This is a genomic window from Natrarchaeobius oligotrophus (assembly GCF_003841465.1).
GTDB lineage: Archaea > Halobacteriota > Halobacteria > Halobacteriales > Natrialbaceae > Natrarchaeobius > Natrarchaeobius oligotrophus.
On record NZ_REFZ01000002.1, the window covers coordinates 367,895 to 384,309 of the forward strand.

Annotated in this window: 16 protein-coding genes; 5 read left to right on the forward strand and 11 right to left on the reverse strand. The window is 63.3% G+C overall.

Annotation, left to right across the window (positions count from 1 at the left end; translation table 11 throughout):
* Positions 1-87: 87 nt before the first annotated feature.
* From EA472_RS04470 to EA472_RS04485, 4 genes are all read right to left on the reverse strand, one after another.
* Positions 88-1,668 (reverse strand): tripartite tricarboxylate transporter permease, encoded by a 1,581-nt coding sequence (locus tag EA472_RS04470; RefSeq protein ID WP_124190304.1) that lies wholly within the window; start codon positions 1,666-1,668, stop codon positions 88-90.
* Positions 1,669-2,232, reverse strand: coding sequence for a hypothetical protein (locus EA472_RS04475; protein WP_124190305.1), 564 nt, complete (start codon positions 2,230-2,232; stop codon positions 1,669-1,671). It lies immediately after the preceding gene.
* A 79-nt stretch (positions 2,233-2,311) separates the two neighbouring features.
* Complete coding sequence (locus EA472_RS04480; RefSeq protein WP_165874820.1) at positions 2,312-3,274, reverse strand: Bug family tripartite tricarboxylate transporter substrate binding protein; 963 nt, start codon at positions 3,272-3,274, stop codon at positions 2,312-2,314.
* A 298-nt stretch (positions 3,275-3,572) separates the two neighbouring features.
* Positions 3,573-5,018, reverse strand: coding sequence for an aldehyde dehydrogenase family protein (locus tag EA472_RS04485; RefSeq protein WP_124190307.1), 1,446 nt, complete (start codon positions 5,016-5,018; stop codon positions 3,573-3,575).
* Between the two features lie 244 nt (positions 5,019-5,262).
* Between EA472_RS04485 and EA472_RS04490 the strand changes: the two genes are divergently transcribed.
* Genes EA472_RS04490 through EA472_RS23325 form a run of 3 tightly spaced genes read left to right on the forward strand, consistent with a single transcriptional unit; the run spans position 5,263 to position 7,105 of the window.
* A complete protein-coding gene (locus tag EA472_RS04490; RefSeq protein ID WP_124190308.1) occupies positions 5,263-6,168 on the forward strand; it encodes an SDR family oxidoreductase in 906 nt (301 codons plus the stop codon).
* Positions 6,169-6,675 carry an FAS1-like dehydratase domain-containing protein gene (locus EA472_RS23320; RefSeq protein ID WP_343205499.1) on the forward strand — a complete coding sequence of 169 codons (507 nt, stop codon included), beginning with the start codon at positions 6,169-6,171 and terminating at the stop codon, positions 6,673-6,675.
* Position 6,676: 1 nt separating this feature from the next.
* Complete coding sequence (locus EA472_RS23325; RefSeq protein WP_343205500.1) at positions 6,677-7,105, forward strand: MaoC/PaaZ C-terminal domain-containing protein; 429 nt, start codon at positions 6,677-6,679, stop codon at positions 7,103-7,105.
* Between the two features lie 449 nt (positions 7,106-7,554).
* Here the strand turns inward: EA472_RS23325 and EA472_RS04500 are convergent, their stop codons facing one another.
* From EA472_RS04500 to EA472_RS04520, 5 genes are all read right to left on the reverse strand, one after another.
* Complete coding sequence (locus tag EA472_RS04500) at positions 7,555-9,684, reverse strand: acetate--CoA ligase family protein (RefSeq protein ID WP_124190309.1); 2,130 nt, start codon at positions 9,682-9,684, stop codon at positions 7,555-7,557.
* Positions 9,685-9,719: 35 nt separating this feature from the next.
* Complete coding sequence (locus EA472_RS04505) at positions 9,720-10,007, reverse strand: HalOD1 output domain-containing protein (RefSeq protein ID WP_124190310.1); 288 nt, start codon at positions 10,005-10,007, stop codon at positions 9,720-9,722.
* Between the two features lie 84 nt (positions 10,008-10,091).
* On the reverse strand, positions 10,092-10,943 hold the full coding sequence (locus tag EA472_RS04510) for a flavin reductase family protein (RefSeq protein ID WP_124190311.1): 852 nt from the start codon (positions 10,941-10,943) through the stop codon (positions 10,092-10,094).
* Between the two features lie 179 nt (positions 10,944-11,122).
* Complete coding sequence (locus tag EA472_RS04515; RefSeq protein WP_124190312.1) at positions 11,123-11,536, reverse strand: Zn-ribbon domain-containing OB-fold protein; 414 nt, start codon at positions 11,534-11,536, stop codon at positions 11,123-11,125.
* Positions 11,533-12,711, reverse strand: a complete 1,179-nt coding sequence (locus tag EA472_RS04520) for a thiolase domain-containing protein (protein WP_124190313.1) — start codon at positions 12,709-12,711, stop codon at positions 11,533-11,535. The genes EA472_RS04515 and EA472_RS04520 overlap by 4 nt, the downstream gene beginning before the upstream one ends.
* A 168-nt stretch (positions 12,712-12,879) precedes the next feature.
* Here EA472_RS04520 and EA472_RS04525 point away from each other — a divergent pair, with 168 nt between their 5' ends.
* Together EA472_RS04525 and EA472_RS04530 are read left to right on the forward strand one after the other, a co-directional pair.
* On the forward strand, positions 12,880-13,302 hold the full coding sequence (locus EA472_RS04525) for a universal stress protein (protein WP_124190314.1): 423 nt from the start codon (positions 12,880-12,882) through the stop codon (positions 13,300-13,302).
* 131 nt (positions 13,303-13,433) lie between these two features.
* On the forward strand, positions 13,434-14,237 hold the full coding sequence (locus EA472_RS04530) for an enoyl-CoA hydratase/isomerase family protein (protein ID WP_124190315.1): 804 nt from the start codon (positions 13,434-13,436) through the stop codon (positions 14,235-14,237).
* 257 nt (positions 14,238-14,494) lie between these two features.
* On the opposite strand, the gene EA472_RS04535 is transcribed toward EA472_RS04530, so the two are convergent.
* Both EA472_RS04535 and EA472_RS04540 read right to left on the reverse strand, forming a co-directional pair.
* On the reverse strand, positions 14,495-15,448 hold the full coding sequence (locus tag EA472_RS04535) for an electron transfer flavoprotein subunit alpha/FixB family protein (RefSeq protein WP_124190316.1): 954 nt from the start codon (positions 15,446-15,448) through the stop codon (positions 14,495-14,497).
* Positions 15,445-16,236, reverse strand: coding sequence for an electron transfer flavoprotein subunit beta/FixA family protein (locus EA472_RS04540; protein WP_124190317.1), 792 nt, complete (start codon positions 16,234-16,236; stop codon positions 15,445-15,447). The genes EA472_RS04535 and EA472_RS04540 overlap by 4 nt, the downstream gene beginning before the upstream one ends.
* Positions 16,237-16,415 lie beyond the last annotated feature (179 nt).

Here is a 16,415-nt window from a genome sequence, read left to right on the forward strand (position 1 = left end):
GGACGGTTCGTCTTCTCGAGAAACGGTTCGGCTTATCGCCGGAGCGATGGATGGACAACGAGAACGGAGAAAGAGAGGCGGGACCCGTTAGCGATCCGATCGAGACGTGAACGGATTGTCGTCTTTAAGCTGCGGCCAGACGAACGAGGAGACGAGGAAGGCGACGATCAACAGCACGAGCAACAGCGAGAGGGGATCGTTCACGAAGATGACCGGCGACCCCTGAGACAGCTGCAGCGACCGGAGCAGGTTCGACTCGATGATCGGAGACAGCACTGCGCCGAGAACCAGAGCGATCACCGAGTAGTTGTACAGCTTCATGTAGAACGCGATGATACCGAAGACGAAAACAGTAACGAGGTCCCACCAGTTGGATCGGATGCCGATCGCCCCGATGATCGCGAACACGAGGATGATGGGAATCAGAATGTCGGTGTCGATGTCGGTGATGATCGAGCCGATACGGGTGATGACGAAGAGGCCGGCTCCCAGAATCAACACGTTGCCGAGCAGCAATGCCAGGATCATCGTGTAGGTGATGTGTAGATTAGTCGTGAACATCTCGACGCCGGGGTTGATCCCGTGGACGATGAATCCGCCGAGCAAGACGGCGGTCGACGCACTGCCCGGGATACCGAACGAGAGCACTGGAATCAGCGATCCGGCGACGCTCGAGTTGTTCGACGACTCGGCCGCGATCACGCCGAGGGGGTTCGCGTTACCGAACTCGTCCGGATTGCTCGAGCTTCGGACAGCTTCCGTGTACGAGAAGAAGTTCGCGGCACCGGCACCGGCTCCGGGAATCGCCCCGATGACCATCCCGATCAACGCCGATTTGATCGTCAAGAACTTGTTCGAGAGGACGTTCCGGACGCCGTCGAACTGTTTGCCGGTGATCGACGCACCTTCCTTGACGAGACTCGCTGGCGTGTCCGCAATTCGGAGCATCTCGCCGAGCGCGAACATACCGATCAGAATCGCGACGATGCTGAGACCGTTGTACAGCCCCATGACACCGAACGTGTACCGAACCTGTGGCGTAATGTGACTCACGCCGATCGTCATCACCAGAACGCCGAATAGACCGACGGTGATGCCTTTGAACGTCGAGTCCTGTGACGCGATGACCCCGATCATCACGATACCGAACAGTGCAAGCAGGAACACCTGCGGTGCGCCGAACGCCAACACGATGGGAATGAGATACGGAACGGCGACGAACAACAAAAGCATCGTCAGACTTCCGCCGAGGGCCGACGCCGCCGCCGACGTCTCGAGGGCCTCCCGACTCTGTCCCGCCTGGGTCATGGTGTAGCCGTCGAACGTCGTCGCTGCAGCGGCGACGGTTCCCGGCACGTTGACGAGAATAGCCGAGATGCTGGCTCCGTACAGCGCGCCACTGTAGATACTGACGAGCAACACCAACGCGATGTCACTATCGACGACGATCGTTAGCGGCAGGACGATCGTCATGCCGAGCACCGCACCGAGACCGGGAATTGCACCGAGAATCAGCCCCAGCACGATGCCGACGACGATGATCGCAAGCAGCGTCGGCTCGAGCGTCCGTCGTACCGCCTCGAGGAAAGTACCCCACTGGTCGACCTGGCTCGGACCGTCCCCGTTCTGTAGAACGATCGACGCGAGGAGAGTCGGATCTTCGAACATCTAGATCACCACCGGAACGACGATCAGTAGGAGATCGTGGAGGTAGCCCTGTTCGATCGGGAAGTAAAACAGGGCTCGCATCCCGTATGCGACGCCGAACATGACCAACGCGAGTCCGCCGGAGAACGTCCACGAGTACTCCGCCCAGCGGAGGTACGCGAACACGTAAATCGGCGTGACCCACATGAGACCGACGAGATAGCCAAACAGCATGTATCCGCCGGTCAGCGTCGTGACGCCCGCAGTTTTACGAGTCATTCCACGAGATTCGTCGTCCGCTTGCTGTTCGTCGGGATCGTCGGCGTCGGAATCGGCGGTCGCACCGCCGACGCCGAGCGAACCCCCGCCCTCAACGAGTTGAGAGAGCGGTTCCGGAAGTAGATTCCGAAAGAGGAGCATGCTGACCAGCACGAAGACGGCGATCGAGAAGATTCGCGGATACAGCCCATCCAGTCCCGTGAACGAGTAGGACTCGATAAACATGTATCCGGATGTGATCCACATGACGAGCAAGAGACCGACCTCGCCGGGTTCGAGTTCGAGGAGTGGGACTTCGTTGGACATACTAACTGGTGACACGCATCGTGACGTCAATATTTCGTATTCGTATTCGATTCAACTGCTCCGTGATTGGTGAGCTGACCTATTCTTCGAGGAGTTCGTCGAGGTCGAGCCGTTCGGGAATCTCCTCGATGACCGTCCCCATCATGTCGTTGACGTCGTCACCGGTCGCACCCATCCCGGCGATTCGATTGGTCTCGTCAGCCCACTCCTGGTACTCCTCGGACTCGACGCAATCCGAGAGAACGTCGACAAGCTCATCCCGACGATCGGCATCGAGATCCGGCGGTGCCACCGCGAGGAGATTGTATCGGGAGATGAAGTCGATGTTGGGCATTCCCAGATCGTCGACCCACGCGGGAACGTCCGGTGCGTTCGGATCGCCATCGGAGACGAAGTTATTGATCAGATCGATCTCGCCTTCCTGGTCGGCGGTGATCGCCACGTCCGTCGTCGTGATTGCCGCGGGAACCTCGCCGGCGGCGACGCCGCGAATCGCGTCGTTGGTTCCGTCGAAGGTGACGAAGTTGGACCAGTTCCAGTCAGCTTCCTGTCGCGCGATCGCCAGCGTGATGTGCCAGGCGTGACCGACTGCCAGTCCGCCGACCGTATCGAACTCGCCGTCGTTGTACCGATCGACGAGGTCGTGGAAGTCCTCGAACTCGTAATCGGGGTTCGCAACGAGAGAGAGGGTGTACGCGCCGATCTCGGCAACGCCAGAGAGGTCGAGGATGTCCCAGTCCGGGGGGTTAGTCGCGGTCGCGAGCGGTTGGCTCGGAGACCACAACAGTGCGAACGTGTAGCCGTCAGCTTCCCTGCCGAACAGTTCACCTGTTCCCCTGAGACCGGCTGCACCGCCGATCGGTTCGACTTCGACGTCAGCACCCGACTGTTCGGTAATCTCCGTCCCCAGCCGGTGGGCGATCGCGGTCGTCCCCGAACCCTCCGGATACGTCGAAATGAGGTTTATTCGCTGATCCGGGAACTCTCCGTTCTCATCGTCTCCGAGGCACCCCGCAACGCCGGTGAGAGCTGCTGTCGACACTATTCCGCCGTACTGAATCGTTTTTCTCCTGCTAATCTTTGGCATGGCTAGCCCCATACTGGTTCTGTGTGGGAAACAGTATAAGGTTTATGATAATCGTTCGTTCGGGTGGTCGCCGCGCCCGGGATTAGCGGGTCGGACGTCCGTCCGTGACGGTCAACCGAGCCGCAACGACGGCGCGTAACGCACGGGCGAAACCGAAGTAAACCGGTCACGAACGGACGAACGACGATCGGTTCCCGAGCAACTTCGGCGACGAGAATCGAGGGTCTGACACACAGCCGCTTCGAGGACGGCCTCAGATACCGCGGTCGAGATTTATCGAGATGTTCTTCGTTTGCAGGTACGAATCCAGCGCCTCGAGACCCTTTTCGCGGCCGATTCCGCTCAGTTTGGTGCCGCCAAAGGGAGCTTCGACGCCACCGCCGTACCACTCGTTGACGTAGACGGAACCGACGTCGAGCCCTCGAGCGGCGGTCAGCGCCCGATCGACGTTCTGGGAGAAGATGCCGCCGGTGAGCCCGAACTCCACGTCGTTGGCCATCTCGATCGCCTCGTCGGCGTCCGAGAACGGGATGACGGTGAGCACCGGACCGAAGATCTCCTCCTGTGCGATCCGCATGTCGGGGTCGACGTCGGAGAAGACGGTCGGTTCGACGAAGTACCCGTCCCGTTCCAGGGGTCGACCGCCCGTTTCGAGCGTCGCACCCTCTTCGACGCCGAGATCCAGGTACCTGAGAACCTCGTCGTAGTGGTCCTCGTTGTTGAGCGGACCCATGTCGGGATCCTCGAGCCCGTGCCCGAGTTCGTAGGACTCGGCCGCGTCGACGATTCCGTCGACGAACTCCTCGTACAGCGACTCGTGAACGAGCGCGCGATCGGCGGCCGCACAGATCTGTCCGGCGTTCCAGAAGATGCCGACGTCGATCTCAGAGATCGCGCGATCGAGATCGGCGTCCGCCATGACGATCGCGGAGTTCTTTCCTCCCAGCTCGAGCGTGACGGGTGTGACCGTCTCCGCGGCGGCCTCCATGACCGTCTGTCCCGTCGGAACGCTGCCGGTGAACGTGATGACGTCGACGGCTGCGTGCGACGAGAGGGCGGCCCCGGAGTCGCTTCTGCCGGTTACCACGTTGAAGACGCCGTCCGGAACGCCGGCCTCGTAACAGATTTCAGCGAAGAACGCCGTGGCGAGCGGCGTCGGCGACGCCGGTTTGACGACCACCGTGTTGCCAGCCGCCAGCGCCGGCGCGGATCCGCGAGCCGCCAGGCTGACGGGAACGTTCCAGGGAGCGATCTGTGCGCTGACGCCGTAGGGAACTCGTTCGGTGAAGTCGACGTTCGATCCGGAGAGCGGAACGCTCTTTCCCTCGAGTTTGTCCGCGATGCCGGCGTAGTACTCGAAGTACCGCGCCGTCGTTTCGACGTCGCTTTTCGCCTGCGACAGCGGCTTCCCCTGATCAAGACTCTCGAGTTCGGCGAGTTGATCCGCACGATCTTTCACGGCGGTCGCGACGTCGCTGAGAATTCGACCTCGTTCGACGCCCGGCAGGTCGCGCCACGTTTCGAACGCATCGGCGGCAGTTCGGACGGCGCGGTCGACGTCCGACGGCGTTGCCCGCGCGACTTCCGCGATCGTTTCCCCAGTCGCCGGATCGGTGCTTTCGAACCACTCGTCGGTCGATGCGGGCTGACTCTCGCCCCCGATAAAGAGGTGAAACCGGTCTCGTTGCTGTGGATTCATGGTGATCAGTTGTCGGCGTTCGTTGACTACGCTCGGCTCGGACGGCCGAACGCTGGGTACGATTTCGAAAGCGGTCGGGATAAGGGCTTCGACAGGGGCGATTACTCCGCCGACGTAGCGGTGACTATCCTGCATCAGTCGGCCCCCGTGGAAACCCGACGAGCGTCGAACGCGGCGAGTCACGCATAACGACCTCCCTCGAGTTCCAAATGTTTATGCGGGCGTGCTCTGAAGATCATTCAGAATGCTGTCCAACAAAACGTGTATCGTCGCAGGAGCGGGAACTGGTATCGGTCGAGCGGTTGCAGTCGAGCTGGCGTCCGCCGGCGCGAACGTCGTCGTGAACGACCTCGGGACGTCGCTCGACGGCGAAGGGGAAACGGACGAGCCCCTCGAGGAGACCGTCGAAACGATCGAGGAAAACGGCGGAACCGCGCTCGCCCACTTCGGTGACATCAGCTCGTTCGACTACACGGAACGACTGGTCGACGACACGCTCGAGGAGTTCGGGCGGATCGACGGCGCGGTGAACTTCGCGGGGATTCTCCGCGACTCCATTTCCTACAAGATGACGCCGGAGATGTGGGACGACGTCGTTCGAGTTCACCTGCGTGGCCACTTCGCCCTGTTCCGGAACGTCGCCGCACACTGGCGAGAAGTGGCTCGAGAGGAGGACGATTACCTCGACCAATCGCGGTCGTTCGTCAGCGTGAGCAGTCGGTCGGCACTCGGAAAGATCGGACAGATCAACTACTCCTCCGCCAAGGCCGGCATCCTCGGTATGACCCGTACCGGTGCCAGGGAGCTGGATCGGTACAACGTTCGCGTCAACGCGATCGTTCCGTCCGCGTACACGAGAATGCTCGAGACGGTTCCGGAGGAGAAACGCTCGTACACGCGCGAGGACATGCCACCGGAGCGGATCGGAGCGATCGTCACCTACCTCATGAGCGACGAGGCAGAAGGCATCACGGGCCAGACGTTCCGGGCTGGCGGTGACGGCGTCGGCATCATCAAAGATCCGGAGATCCACCGCCTCGGATTCAACGAAGGTGGCTGGACGGCGGAGGACATCGCCGAGCGGTTCTGGGACTCCGTCGGTGAGGACGTCGACAAGAAGAACCTCGAACGGGCGGGAGGCTCGCTGTAGATGCCCGAAAAGTCCCTCGAAGAACTCCGCGAGATGGTCGGAACGTCGAAGGTGACGGTCGAGGACTTGCACGTCGAGGCGGGAAAAGTCGAGGAGTTCGCCCGCTCCATCCGGGACGACTCGGAACTCTACCGGTCCGAGGAGGCGGCGGCCGAACGCGGATTCGACGGTATTCCTGCACCCCTCACGTTCACGCGGGTTCACATGTTCCCCCGGTACTGTCCGCCCGAACGCCGCGACGAGAAGCGCCGTGGGTTCGACCTCGGCTTCGACCGGGGCCGAACCGTCCACGGCGAGCAGGAGTACGAGTACGAACGGCCGGTAACCGTCGGGGATACGCTGACCGGCACCCAGACCCTCGTCGACGTCTACCAGAAAGAAGGCGGCCGCGGCGGGCAGATGACGTTCGCCGAACTCGAGATCGAGTACCGAAACCAGGACGACGAGCTGGTCCTGACCGAACGACGGACCCGCATCGAAACCGCCGAATCGGAGGAGGACGACTGAGATGACGAGCGAACACCTCGAGTCGCTGTCCGTCGGCGACTCCGCGCCGCCGCTTGTCGTCTCGGACGTCGACCGGATCGACTTCGTCAAGTACGCGGGAGCCAGCGGTGACTTCAACCCGATGCACGTGGTCGAACCAGCCGCGATCGACGCCGGACGCGAGAGCGTGTTCGGACCCGGAATGCTCACCGCGGCGTTCGTCTCCTCGTACGTCGCCGACTGGTTCGGACTCGAGAACGTCGCGCGGCTGCGGACGCGATTCGAGGCCCTGTTGTGGCCGGGCGACACCGTACGGGTGTCCGGCGAGATCGTCGAGCGGTCGGTCGAAGACGACCGTACGTCCTACGAGGTCGACCTCGTCGCGGAAAACGGGGACGGCGACGTGTTGATCTCCGGCGACGCGACGATCGAAATCGACGATCGGCCCTGAACGCGTTCCGCGGTCGAGAGAACGTTCCGCCGACCAGCGGTCTCTGACGGGCGGCTCGCGGCCGAAGGCATCCGAACGGACATCTATTTTGAAGCAAACGCCGTCCACGACCGATGACTGAGACCGCCTGCTGTCGGTCGGTATCGACGCAACCGCGAGACGTCCGCGATTTGCCGGTGTCTCGGTACAACAGTCCGTCCGAGGCGAGTGCTCGACGAACGGTCGCCCGTCGGCGATCGTGAGTACGCTTCGTAACGGGGGATCACGGCCGGACGGCCGGTGGCCGTCGGCTCGAGCGTGGGATCAGTTGGACGGATCGAACCGGTTCGGAGCGATGCGGAGAGGAGAGGTGCGGAGAGGAGAGGTGCGGAGAGGAGAGGTGCGGAGAGGAGAGGTGCGGAGAGGAGAGGTGCGGAGTGGGTGTCGTTCGCCGGCGCAGTCGACGACGACTACTTCGCGAGGAAGTCGACGACGACGGCGTCGTCCGCGCGCACCTTGACGGGATTGAGGTCGAGTTCGTCGAGATCGTAGTCCTCGTAGAGCCGGCTTGCGTTCACCATGAGATCGATCAGTGCGTCCGTGGCGTACTCCTGGCCGCGGTGGCCCGCAAGGATGTCCCCGGCCGCAGTCTCCTCGAGCAACGCCTCGGCTTTCTCTGGCGTGATCGGAAGCGTGCGGTAGGCGACGTCGTCGAGCACCTCGACGAGCGTTCCGCCCGTGCCGAACATCATGACCGGCCCGAGATCCGTTCGCGTGATGCCGATGATCACCTCGTGGCCGTCGTCGACTGTCTCCTGGACGAGGACGCCGTCCAGGTCGATCGACGGATCGTACGCGCGAACGGAGTCGCGGAGTTCGCCCACCGTTTCGGTGACCTCCTCGACGGACGAAACCCCGAGGTGGATTCCGCCCGCTTCGGTCTTGTGCTCGAGGTCGGGAGCCGAGGCCTTCATGACGACGGGATACCCGACCTCGTCGGCGACCGAGACCGCGTCTTCCGTCGAATCCACGATCCGACCGTCCGCGTGCGAGATGCCGTACGCATCGAGCAGCGACGCGGCGTGTTCCCAGTTCCACCGCCCCGGATCGGCGGGCACGTCGACCGAACCGGAAGCCTCCTCGAGCGCAGGCGTGGAGGCGGAGTCGGAGTCGATGGCGCTGCCGAACCGGCCGAGCAGCCGGATCGTCCGCACGGCGCGAACCGGATCGGTGAACGTCGGAATGCCCGACGATCGGTAGCTCTCGACGATCTCGTCGCTCGGTTTCCCGCCCGTGAACACGGCGATGACGATCTTGTCGGTCGCCTCGGCCTCTCGTTTGATCAGGTCCTCGTAGGCTTTCGCCTGTTTCGGGCCGGTGTTTGCGAACTGGAGGAGCAAGACGTCCACGTTCTCGTCCTCGAGGAGGGTCGTGAACGCGTCCTCGTAGAGGGCGTACTCGCTGATGACGTTCGCGGTCGTGTCGACGGGGTTCATCACCGACCCGTACTCGGGGACGATCTCCGAGAGCACGTCCGTCGTCTCGTCTTCGAACGTCGCGAGTTCCATCCCCTCGCGGTCGATCGCGTCGGCGATGAGCGCCCCCGCGCCGCCGGAGGGAGTCAACACCGCCCACCGATCGTCACGCCGGGGAACGGTATCGAGCGTCGAAACGGTGGCCATCACGTCCGTGAGAGACGTGACGTCGTCGATCTCCACGATACCGTACTCCTCGAAGACGGATTCGTAGACGGCGTAGTCGCCGGCCATCTTGCCGGTGTGCGAGGAAACCGCTTCCTGGCCGCGATCGGACTGGCCGACTTTCATCAACAACAGCGGCACCTCGCGCTCGCGAGCGGTCGCGGCCACGTCGGCCAACCGCTCGCCGTCTGCCAGCGACTCGATGTAACCGACGATCATCGAGACCGACGGATCCTCGAGCATGAACGACATCAACTCGAGCGCGTCGACGTCGATCTCGTTCCCCGTCGTGGCCCAGTATCGGGTGCCGATTCCCGCTCGCTGGGTGATCTGAAAGAGCATGCCGGCGAACGATCCGCTCTGGGAGACGAAGCCGACCTCTCCGCCGGGCACCAGTTCGTCCTGCTCGTCGAGCATCGACGAGAACGAGAGCGCGAGGTTTCGATCGGATCCGAGGACGCCGAGCGTGTTCGGCCCGACGACCCGGACGTCGTACTCGGCGGCGACCTCGATCAGTTCGTCCTCGAGCGCTTCGCCCGCTTCGCCGGTCTCGCCGAACCCGGAGCCGATGACGAGGTTGTACTGAATGCCTTTTTCACCGCACTCCCGGAGAACGTCGGGAACGTGGGGGGCAGAAAGCAGGATCAACGCGACGTCGACGTCGTCCGGAACGTCGAGCACCGAGTCGTAGCACGTGAGACCGCGAATGCTGTCGTACTTCGGGTTGATCGGATACACGTCGCCCTCGTATCCGTGTTTCTCGAGAAAGTACTGCGGACGGCCGGTGATCGTTTCGGGATCGGTCGACGCACCGATGAGCGCGACGGACTCCGCGTCGAAGAGGTCGTGGAAGGATCGACGGCCGTCGCTGGAAGCCGGTTCGGTTGTCTCGTTCGTCATTCGGTATCGGCTTGGAGTGGGCGTTACACACACTTTTAGCTTTGGTTTCGCCCGGTAGAGATGCACAGGACGGAGCCGTCGATCCGAACGAAGTAGTCGTCGATCGGAAACGCGATCGAAACGTTCCCATCGGCGGTAACGAGCGTGTCGAGGGATTCGGGGTCGACGTGGTCGAACAGCGTCGTTCCGAACGCCGTCGAGAGGTCGACCGGATCGACGCCCTCGAGTCCGGCGATCGTATCGACGACTGCGAAACTCGGCGTCGTTCGAGACCAGTCGTATCGGGATTCGTATACGACGGCGCCCGTGCTACTGTCACTCATAGACGTTGGGTTGCGTAGTATCGGTATTAAACGTTCGGTCGAATTCGACGGAACGTCGGAAGATAACGAGTCGGCTCGTGGCGGTCAGTAGAGATACCCCGCCTCTGCGAGCGCCGCTTCGATCCGCATGTCGTCCGCCTCGAGATCCAAGTAGATCGGTCGACGGTCGGTACACTCGGCCAGTTCCGACTCGCTAAACTGCGTGTCGGCGGCCACGGACGTGATCGATTCGCCGTCGTCGATCCGAGAGAGCGCGTTCTGGACCGCCTCGAACTCGTCGTCGTCGACTTTCAACGTCAACGACGTCTCGTCGACGCGAAAGCCGGTCGGGGCGGACTCCTTCCAGGGGCCGAACTTCGACTGTTCGACGTCGAGAAAGCGCAATCCGGTGTAGTGAGGACCGCCGAGGCGTCCGACGGAGTCGACCCGATTCATATCGACCTTGCCGTCCGTCGTCAGCCGTTCGTCCGCGGAGATGTGCTGGACTTCGCCGAAGACGAGCACGTTATCGTACACCTCGAGCGTGTCGATGACCGTACACTCGAGTTTCGCGGCGGCGTCGGCGACGCGCGGAGGAGTGACGGTCTCGCTCGGCTCACGGTCGAGTCCGACGACGTCGAACTCGCTGACGCCGTCCAGCGGCGCGCTCGTGGCGTCCATCTCTTCGACGAGGTCCTCGGTAACGAGGTTCGCGACGAACTCGCCGGACTCCATGGCGAACCGAACCGAATCCTTGCGGCGGCCGTTTCGACGACGGCCGGAGAACATCACCACCGGCGGGTACGACGACACCGCGTTGAAGTAGCTAAACGGCGCGAGGTTGTCGCGTCCGTTCCACTCGGTGCTAATCCATCCGATGGGGCGAGGGGTAACGATGCTCATCAGGATGCGGCTCATCGAGTCTTTGTACTCCTCGGGGTCGAGCTCAAGCGCCATACTCATGGATAGATGGACCGATACATAAGGCTGACTGTCTCACCGAGGACGGCGGAGGTTCGCCGGGCAGGGACGCTGACCGGTGTGGATCCAGGTCGCACAGTCAGAGCACGGCCGACCGGTGCAGTCGGAGTGAAAACGAGCGAGGGACGGAACTCGAGGGCTCGAGTCGGCGCGGACTACGCCGACGAGACGGGTTCGAACACCGGAACGGCGACGTCGGGATTCTCGGTTTCGACGAACGTTACCCGGACGCGGTCGCCGATTCCGACGTCGGCCGGCTCCGCGCCGACGACGTTGGTGAGCAGGCGGGGTCCCTCGTCGAGTTCGACGTAGGCGACGATCACGGGCACGTGTTCCTCGGGCCACCCCGAGATCTGGTGGACGACGGAGTAGGTGTATATCTCTCCGGTACCGTCGCTTTCGATCCACTCCGCCTCCGCAAAGCAGTCGGGACACAGCGCGCGCGGATGGAAGTAGGTCAGTCCGCAATCGGGACAGTCGTTCAGCAGCAATCGGCCCTCCGCCGCCGCACGCCAGAACCGTCGGGTTTCGGGCGTGACGTCCGGAACCGGTCTCGGCTCCCACGTCATCGGTCTTCCCTCCCCAGGATGAGCGTTCCACAGCCGTGGCGCGTCGAAATTCGTCCGCCGGTGCCGTGTGCGAGCGCCAACGTCGCGTCCTCGACTTGCACCTCGTCGTTCGCCTCGCCGCGAAGCTGTCGAACCGCCTCGATGATCTTCGTCATCCCGCCGCGATTTCCGGGATGGTTCGACGAGAGCCCGCCGCCGTCGGTGTTGAACGGCAACTCCCCGTCGGGAGCTTTGAGCGTGTCGCCCTCGACGAACGATCCGCCCTCGCCCTTCTCGCAGAAGCCGAGGTCCTCGAGGGCCATGAGCACGGTTATGGTAAACGAGTCGTAGAGCGAGACGTAGTCGATCTCGTCGCGAGAGACGCCGGCGTCGGCGAACGCCCGCTCGCCCGACAGGCGTGCCGCCGATTCCGTCACGTCGACCCGGCCGGCGCGCGTGCCGCCGATCGCCTCCCCGTATCCGAGCACGGAGACGCACTCGCGGTCTAGCTCCTCTCGAACGTCCTCGGAGACGACGACGACTGCGCCGCCGCCGTCGGAGATGACACAGCAGTCGAGGAGGTGGAGCGGATCGGCGATGGGACGAGACTCGAGGACGTCCTCGACGGTCACCGGGTCCCGGTACAGGGCGTGTTCGTTGTACTGGGCGTGGTAGGAGGCGGCCTCACGAATCGCGGCCAGCTGTTCGCTCGTCGTTCCGTACTCGTGCATGTGCCGACGAGCCGCCATGGCGTAGTTCGTGACGCCCATCTCCCCGTAGATGCGCTCGAAACTGTCCTGGACGGTGATCATCTCGCGCACGCCGGTTCCGGTGTCCTGACTTCGCGACCGGGGTCGGCCAGCAAGCGTCACCAGAACGACGTCGCAGACGCCGTTTCGGATCGCGTTCGCCGCGTGGCCGACGTGTGCCAGATACGACGAGCCGCCGAACTCGGTCGAATCGGCGAACGCGACGTCGAGACCCAGGTAATCCGCCATGACGAGGGGCGTCTTCGCGTAGCTGTACTCGGGGACGCCGGCCGTACAGTAACCGTCCACGGCGTCCTTCGGGAGGCCGGCGTCTCGCAGCGCGCCGGCCGCCACCTCCGCGTGGAGCTGCATGGTCGACGTATCCGGTGCCTCCCGCGTCGGATGTTCGTACGCGCCAGCAACGTACACTGGCTCGGTGCGTGCCATACGTCGATAGCTGCAGTCGATCAACATAACAGTGGCGACAACGGCCGATACATCGTCGCACTCTCTGCATTCGCGACTCGAGGTCGACGGAGACTCGAGACGGGCCGTTTCGTCGTCTGCCACCGCTCCGTGGAAAAAGGTTAAGAGCGGACGTGACAACTGTTGACTATGGTAATCGTCGCAGCGGTAGACCGATCGGATCGAGCGACGGACGTCTGCGAGCAGGCCGAAATACTGGCGCAGGCGTTCGACGATCGAGTCCACGTCGTTCACGTGTTGACGCGGTCTGATTTTTTCGATCTGGGGCGAACGTCGGCGGAGGCGGAGGAGTCGATCAGCATGGACGACGTTCGCGGCGTCGCGGCGGACGTCGCGGCGGAAGCTGCCGCGAACGTCGACGTCGAGTGGGAGGCCGTCGGGCTCGTCGGCGATCCGGCTGATCGGGTCGTCGATTACGCCGACGAGCACGACGCGAGATACGTCGTCGTCGCGGGTCGAAAACGATCTCCCGCGGGGAAGATGATCTTCGGAAGCGTCGCACAGACGGTTCTCCTGACCGCCGACTGCCCCGTCGTTAGCTCCATCGAGTAGCGGACGTCTTTCGTCCGCTGCCGGTCGAACGGTGTACGTCGTCGGACCAGCCGAGTAGCAGACGTCGCCTCCGGTGCGTCTCGTACCACATGATATATATCGCGGTGCGACCGATTGCAGGGTGATTCGACATGTCCGACGACTGCGTTTCGTTCGAAACAGACGACGGTGTCACGACGATTACGTTCGACGATCCCGACCGCCGCAATCCGCTGTCACACGACGTGAAAACGGAGCTGCTATCGGTGCTGCCGACGCTCCCCGACGACGAGGACGTCCGGTGCGTCGTCTTTCAGGGCGCCGGCTCGGCGTTTTCCTCGGGCGGCGACATCGACGCGATGAAAGAGCGACGACGGCTCCAGGACGAAGGCGGCTTCGAGGAGGTTCTCCGGGAGGAGCTTCGGCTTGCGAATCGTATGGTTCGAACCGTCCACACGCTTCCGATCCCGACGATCGCAAAGCTCGACGGACCCGCCGTCGGAAGCGGCGCGGCGCTCGCGCTCGCCTGCGACGTCAGACTCGCCAGCGAGAGCGGCCGTATCGGCTTCGGATTCAGACACGTCGGCTTGAGCGTGGATTCGGGCGTCTCGTATCTCCTTCCGCGACTCGTCGGGCTCTCGAAGGCGAAAGATCTCGCGCTCACCGGCGAGATCGTCGACGCAGAAACGGCCCGCGAACTCGGACTCGTCGACCGACTGTACGACGACGACGAGTTCGAGACGGAAGCATCGGAGTACGTCGAGACGCTCGCGACGGGACCCAGCGTCGCCCTGGAGCACATCAAGCTCCTGATGAACGGATCGTTCGACACCGATCTCCAGTCCGCACTCGAGCGCGAGAAAGCCGCCCAGGAGGTCGTCGCACACACCGACGACCACGTCGAAGGCGTCGACGCGTTCCTCGAGAAGCGATCGCCCGAGTTCACCGGCCAGTGACGGCCCGTTTCGAGGGAGCGACGGAGACACCGGTCGTCGCGATCGATCCGGATCGTCGACCGCCGTGAATACGGACGCTCGGCCGGGCTACGGACGAATCGATCGCGCCGGAAACGACGGAGACGCTCCGCCGGTGAAGTGATCGACTGACGAGAGCGGTAATCCGTCCCCGAACACGCACGAACCGATCGATCCGATCGGAAACTGTTCGATTCCGTCCCGGTTACTCGTAGCAAAAACTCGAGAAGACGCCGCGTTCACTCGAACTGCTCGATGAGCGCCGGCACCACGTCGAAGAGGTCGTCGTGAATCGCGTAGTCCGCGATGTCCATGATCGGCGCGTCGGGATCGGTGTTGATCGCGACGATCGTGTCCGATCCCTTCATACCGGCAACGTGTTGAACCGCACCGGAGATACCGATCGCGACGTAGACGTCGGGCGTCACGACCTTGCCGGACTGGCCGACCTGGCGGTTCGGCGGCAGCCAGCCGTTGTCGACGATCGGACGCGACGACGACAGCGTGGCCTCGAGCGCGTCGGCGAGGTCGCGGACGAGATCCAGGTTCTCCTCGTCCTCGATTCCGCGACCGATCGAGACGAGGACGTCGGCCTCGGTGATGTCGACGTCGCCGCCCGTCACCTCCTCGAACCCGGTGACCGTCGATCCCACGGCGTCTTCGTCGATGGTGACGTCGAACGGCTCGATCGACGCGTCGCCGGGTTCGGTCGCGGCCGGCCACTCGCCCTCGCGAACGCTCACGACCGCTTCGCCCTCGAGTTCGATCGTCGTCTCGACTTTGCCGCCGTAACACTCCCGGGTGAGTTCCAGGCGGTCGCCGTCCGTCTCGAGGTCGATCGCGTCGGTGACCAGCGGGCGACCGAGGCGGTTCGCGACCGCGGGCAGGTAGTCGAGTCCGTTGACGCTGTTCGGGCCGAGGACGTAGGTCGGCTCGATCGACTCGACGAGTTGCTCGGTCGATTCGACGTACACGTCGTGGTTGAACTCCTCGCCGCGGGCGATCGTGTGAATCGCGTCGACGCCGGCGAGATCGAGTTCGTCGGCGAATCGGTCGACGTCGCCGCCGACGACTGCCAGGTGCAGGTCGCCACCGCTCTGTTCGGCGAGCCCATCGCCGGCCGAAACGAGTTCGTAACTCACGTCGCGGAGCTCGCCCTGACGGTGGTCCGCGACGACGAGGACGGCGCTCATGGGGCCACCCCCTTCTCGCGGAGCAGATCCGCGAGCGCACCTGCGGTCTCGTCGGAACTTCCCTCCCAGACGGCGACGTCGCTTTCGCTCTCGGGTTCGTACATGGCCGTTCGTTCGAGCGAGCCCTCGACGGCGGACGGATCGAGTCCGAGCGCGGAGAAGTCTTTCACCGCCAGTTCCTTTCGCTGGGCCTGGCGAATTCCACGCATGCTCGCGTACCGCGGTTGATTGATCCCGGTCTGGACGGTGAGTACGGCAGGGAGCTCCACGTCGGTGAGTTCCTCGACGCCGCCCTCGAGTTCTCGGCGAACGGACGCCGTCCCGTCCGCGAGATCGTGCTCGAGGTCGTTGACGACCGCGGCCCACTGATATCCGACCTCGTCGGCCAGCGCTACGCCGGTCGCTCCCCAGCTGTCGTCGCCGGACTGGACGCCCGTCAGGACCAGGTCAGGCTCTTCTTCCTCGACGACGGCCCGCAGAACGTCGGTTTTGGCTCGAACGTCGAGGAGGTCCGCGTCCGCGAGCGCATCGTCCCAGACGCGGACGGCCCGGTCTGCACCCTTCGCGAGCGCTTTGCGAATCGACTGTTCGTGTTCTTCGGGACCGACGGTCACGGTGACGACCTCGTCGGCAACGCCTGCCTCGCGGAGCTGGACGGCTTCCTCGAGGGCGTACTCGTCCCACTCGTTGAGGCGTGCGCCGAGATACCGATCGTCGATTTCGGTTCCGTCTACCTCGAAGGAATCTTCGACAGTAGCCACTTCTTTGACCGCTACGAGTAGCTTCATCGTGTCCCCTGTACCGACGCGTCGAATATAGGGTTGTACAACACGGCAACATTGTCATCGACGGTCGCGGGACGCTGGGACGTCCGGCCGTCCGATAATAAGTATGAATACTGTCATACATGTTATTTCGAGAGTTACTATATTTATTGTCTCGGTGTTATATCCTGGAGTGGGTCGGA

Coding starts and splice junctions, on each gene's coding strand:
- EA472_RS04470 (WP_124190304.1), bottom strand. CDS start 1,668: ATGTTCGAAGATCCGACTCTCCTCGCGTCGATCGTTCTACAGAACGGG.
- EA472_RS04475 (WP_124190305.1), bottom strand. CDS start 2,232: ATGTCCAACGAAGTCCCACTCCTCGAACTCGAACCCGGCGAGGTCGGT.
- EA472_RS04485 (WP_124190307.1), bottom strand. CDS start 5,018: ATGAATCCACAGCAACGAGACCGGTTTCACCTCTTTATCGGGGGCGAG.
- EA472_RS04490 (WP_124190308.1), top strand. CDS start 5,263: ATGCTGTCCAACAAAACGTGTATCGTCGCAGGAGCGGGAACTGGTATC.
- EA472_RS23320 (WP_343205499.1), top strand. CDS start 6,169: ATGCCCGAAAAGTCCCTCGAAGAACTCCGCGAGATGGTCGGAACGTCG.
- EA472_RS23325 (WP_343205500.1), top strand. CDS start 6,677: ATGACGAGCGAACACCTCGAGTCGCTGTCCGTCGGCGACTCCGCGCCG.
- EA472_RS04500 (WP_124190309.1), bottom strand. CDS start 9,684: ATGACGAACGAGACAACCGAACCGGCTTCCAGCGACGGCCGTCGATCC.
- EA472_RS04505 (WP_124190310.1), bottom strand. CDS start 10,007: ATGAGTGACAGTAGCACGGGCGCCGTCGTATACGAATCCCGATACGAC.
- EA472_RS04510 (WP_124190311.1), bottom strand. CDS start 10,943: ATGGCGCTTGAGCTCGACCCCGAGGAGTACAAAGACTCGATGAGCCGC.
- EA472_RS04515 (WP_124190312.1), bottom strand. CDS start 11,536: ATGACGTGGGAGCCGAGACCGGTTCCGGACGTCACGCCCGAAACCCGA.
- EA472_RS04520 (WP_124190313.1), bottom strand. CDS start 12,711: ATGGCACGCACCGAGCCAGTGTACGTTGCTGGCGCGTACGAACATCCG.
- EA472_RS04525 (WP_124190314.1), top strand. CDS start 12,880: ATGGTAATCGTCGCAGCGGTAGACCGATCGGATCGAGCGACGGACGTC.
- EA472_RS04530 (WP_124190315.1), top strand. CDS start 13,434: ATGTCCGACGACTGCGTTTCGTTCGAAACAGACGACGGTGTCACGACG.
- EA472_RS04535 (WP_124190316.1), bottom strand. CDS start 15,448: ATGAGCGCCGTCCTCGTCGTCGCGGACCACCGTCAGGGCGAGCTCCGC.
- EA472_RS04540 (WP_124190317.1), bottom strand. CDS start 16,236: ATGAAGCTACTCGTAGCGGTCAAAGAAGTGGCTACTGTCGAAGATTCC.